The 3,470-nt window shown below is 52.0% G+C and carries 7 protein-coding genes; 4 read left to right on the forward strand and 3 right to left on the reverse strand.

The features are described from left to right. The 4 genes from BAY1663_RS26140 to BAY1663_RS23150 form a co-directional block, all read left to right on the forward strand. Positions 1-149, forward strand: a 149-nt coding sequence (locus BAY1663_RS26140) for a hypothetical protein (protein WP_164838489.1), incomplete at its 5' end; no start/stop codon positions are given. Positions 150-297: 148 nt separating this feature from the next. After that, complete coding sequence (locus BAY1663_RS24295; RefSeq protein ID WP_102895112.1) at positions 298-477, forward strand: hypothetical protein; 180 nt, start codon at positions 298-300, stop codon at positions 475-477. Continuing rightward, positions 477-623, forward strand: coding sequence for a hypothetical protein (locus tag BAY1663_RS24580; protein ID WP_164838490.1), 147 nt, complete (start codon positions 477-479; stop codon positions 621-623). The genes BAY1663_RS24295 and BAY1663_RS24580 overlap by 1 nt, the downstream gene beginning before the upstream one ends. Positions 624-681: 58 nt before the next feature. Continuing rightward, a complete protein-coding gene (locus BAY1663_RS23150) occupies positions 682-1,053 on the forward strand; it encodes a hypothetical protein (RefSeq protein ID WP_051497210.1) in 372 nt (123 codons plus the stop codon). 235 nt (positions 1,054-1,288) lie between these two features. Here BAY1663_RS23150 and BAY1663_RS24300 read toward each other — a convergent pair whose 3' ends face one another. The 3 genes from BAY1663_RS24300 to BAY1663_RS22275 are packed head-to-tail and all read right to left on the reverse strand — an operon-like array spanning position 1,289 to position 3,427. Then, positions 1,289-2,020: a hypothetical protein gene (locus tag BAY1663_RS24300; RefSeq protein WP_128576451.1), complete on the reverse strand. Its 732-nt coding sequence runs from the start codon at positions 2,018-2,020 to the stop codon at positions 1,289-1,291. Positions 2,021-2,062: 42 nt separating this feature from the next. Continuing rightward, entirely contained in the window at positions 2,063-2,821 is a 759-nt protein-coding gene (locus BAY1663_RS24305) for a hypothetical protein (RefSeq protein ID WP_128576453.1), read from the reverse strand. 54 nt (positions 2,822-2,875) lie between these two features. Then, positions 2,876-3,427, reverse strand: coding sequence for a hypothetical protein (locus BAY1663_RS22275; protein ID WP_037045207.1), 552 nt, complete (start codon positions 3,425-3,427; stop codon positions 2,876-2,878). Positions 3,428-3,470: the final 43 nt, after the last annotated feature.

Raw genomic sequence — 3,470 nt, forward strand, 5'->3', positions numbered from 1 at the left:
AACTCATCGGCCTGGGGCTGTACGAGATCATCCCGGGCTTCATCCTCGCCAGCCTGGCCATCGTGGTGGTGAGCAAGCTGGGCGCCGAGCCGGCAGCGAGCATCGTCAAGCGCTTCGAGGAGGCCGACGCCGATTACCACGCCGGCTGAGCCTCGCCAGCGGCTCTCGCCACTGGCGTGAGCCGCATTACCCGAGTAGGGAACGAGTCGTCTCGTCGGAAGTCTAATCAGTTGTCGAGTTGCGTCTCGCGCAGCTGGCTTATCGAGGCTTCGCCTTGCGGAAATCAGGAGTATTCCGATGAGAGTCTTAACCGTGACGTTGATTGCCAGCGTACTGGCCCTGAGTGGTTGCAGCTTCAGTGCACCGGGGATTCATGCCCGGGTCGGTGATGCCGATGCGGTGCGTGTCGATCTAGGTGGCTACGGCCACGGTGGCCACTTCTGTCCGCCCGGACATCGTATGAAAGGGAGCTGCTGATGATCGCCCGCGTTGCTGCGCTGGTGTTCGCAGCTCTTCTGGTAACCGGCTGCAGCCTGCGCCTGCCGGGTATCGGCATCGACATTGGTGATGTCGGTGGCCCTCCGCACTGCCCGCCGGGGCAGGCGAAGAAGGGCAACTGCTGACACGTCCCGCTCGGGTAAGGCCGGCAATGCCGGCCACACCTCTCAGGAGGGCATCCTCATGTCCCGAACTCTGATAATCCTTGCCGTCCTGGCCCTGCTTGGCGGCTGCACGGTCTATGGTCATGGCGATTATGGCTATCGCCATTCGCACTATTACAGCGGGTATCGAGACCACCACTACGAGGTCTATCCGATTCGCTACTACCGCTACGAGCGCCACGACTACCGCCACTATGCACCGCCACCGCGCTACGACGGCAGCAAGCATGTGCCGCAGCATCGAGGTAAGGGCGCATATCCGCCCAAGTACCACGGCGCCGGTCCCGCCCACAAGTACAAGGGGCAACAGCAGACGCCTCAGAAGATTTCCCGCAGAACGTATCACCAGGCGAAATCAAATGAAGGCCCACGCCATTGGCGGCGCGACTGACTGATGGACTAGCCAGCCTCCGGATGGACGACAGCACGAACGGCGAGAAATGAAAAAGCCTGTAGGAACAGGGCTTTTTCATATGGGATATGGAGTGGGCGAAGGAAATCGAACCCTTTTGCTTAGTGTGTCGTTCCGTCGCAAAGCGTGTCGTTATGCGGTTCCCGGGATGAACCGTCTGCTCGTTTCGGCACAATTCGGCACAGTGTTTTCGACACTTTATCGACAGGTCTTGCTAATTCAGTAAACCTAGCCCACCAGCAGCCATATAGGAAGTTACAAAGAAGTAATAGACGAGCAGCGTATGTCGCAACCAGATGGGCATTCCAAATGAAAAATGGTTGCTGACTTTTGAGCTGCCTACAAGCAGCAAAAAAATCGCTGCGGGCACAACGAGAAAAAAGATGATTCCAACACAGAAAAATAAAAGAGATCCAATAGCTAGGATTCCTGAGAGTAATGCAGTCGAGAAGTAATCTGTATAGTTTGTGAATCCAAGCTCGACGAGCAAAGGTACCAGCGCAAGATGTGGAGATTGCTCATGGTCCATTAGGCCATTTTTTTGAAGAAGAAGCATCAGCCAAGGAAGAGTGATGATTATGTAGAATGGGACGCGTAGCTCAGAAAGCTGTTGTTTGAAATTTAAGAACCATTTTATAGATGTCCAGAAGAATAGCATTGTAAAGAATGCAATCGCTAAGCTTCCACTTATTTCGTTTGGAAGGTTTTTACCAAAAATCCAAATCCCTAGAAACAGCGCTGAGATAGTCCATCCAGTGAACCTTGATAACCCCCTCAAGCTTTCGCGTGCATCTACTGAAGCAAGCCACTGAAATAGTTTTATGGAGCCATTTTTTATCCCGTCGAGCAGTACCCGTCCTTGTGGGGATTTTGCTATCGAGTCCTCCAGGCTCAAAATGAAGCTAATAATGTATATGAAAACTACGATTAGCTTAAAGGCGAGCAATTCGAGCACTCCTAAGATTTATTAATTTTAAGTTTGGCTAATTCAACCCATCGGGTTAAAGCTACTAGCCGCTCCGCAATAGCGCGTCTTCATCCGGTCGCTATGGTCTTTTCTGTCGCTGTCGAAGCGTGTTCGCCATGCCCGGCATTGCTCGTGGAAGTGTTGTTTGGCGGCTTTGCGACATTCGCGGTAGTCGATTGAGCCTCGGCGGTGGTTGGCGCATACGCTGGTTCCGTCGATGTAGTTATTGACCGAAACCCACTCTGCTAAATAGTCGATCCCGCCGTTCCAGCCTTTGATCCATTTCGCGGTACGTTCCCGGTTTACCGTCCGAGATCTTGGTTCGTTGGCGCTCGGCGTTGCTGCAGCAATGCGATGTACTGCGGGCGGGGTGTAGGTGCTGGCCGGCTGTTTGGGCGTGTAGTTGCTATCGTTGAACGATGTTTGGCGCTGCTGTAGCGCTCGCGCGGTGCCTTCTTCGAACCAGTCGAGTTCTTCCTGGGTCAGCGGCCGCTGCTGGGGCGCTGGTGCTGGTTCTGCTGCCGGGGCTTCGTAGCTTGCAACCGAAGGCTGGCCAACCGGCTGCATGGGCTGTGCTGGCTCTTGGTTAAACCAAGGCTTGCCGCCGACATGAATGCCTTGCTTGATCTGGTTTACGTCCAGCACCACCGGCTTGCCGAATGTAAATGCAAGTGCCGAAAGCACCGCCGAACCGATACCCAGAATCGCCAGGAACCGCCAAGGGCTTGGCTTCTTTCTGTTGCGTAGGTAATCGGGTGCATCATCCCAATCTGATCTCATCACGCCTCCTTGCTCAGTGATCGGATTCTAAATAATTATACCTGTTGACTTCTTTTAAACTACTAAGTGCTCTTCGTCTATTTTATCTTTATAGGCAATATGTAATGTTTCTAAATAGCGATGGCCAATGTTCGTGATCTCGAAGCTCACGCTGATCTTGCTTTCGGCAGGTTGCGACAGTCCGAATGGCTTTACTTCAACCATTTCTATTTTTCGTCTCACGATTCGGTGTGCTACTAACTCGTCGCCTAAATGATCTGAAAGTGTATGGCTGTTGTGGTGGGCGTGCATGAACATATGTAGCGTTGATAGTTTTATATAGTTCGTGAGTTGAATTTGGTCCCTAAATACATCGTAGTCGATATCTCCTTTGATTAGCCGTCGTAAAGCTGTTCCTATGATCGCTGATTTTTGAGCTGACTCCGCGCTGTCGATGGCGTCCAGTATTTCCTCTAGAAACTCATCCCTTTCCTCGTCAGACAGCTGAGCTGCAAAATTCGCCGACTCCTCGTCATCTATGTCGTTGCTTGCAGCCTCAAGGAATGCGTTGACTTTTTTTCTTAACTTAGCTTTTTTGAAGCTTTTTGAATGTTTTATACATTCCATGTGCTGTTGATATCACAGGAACTGAGCTAAGCATTTCGTTATC

This window comes from Pseudomonas sp. BAY1663 (genome assembly GCF_000582595.1).
Classification (GTDB): Bacteria; Pseudomonadota; Gammaproteobacteria; order Pseudomonadales; family Pseudomonadaceae; genus Stutzerimonas; species Stutzerimonas stutzeri_AF.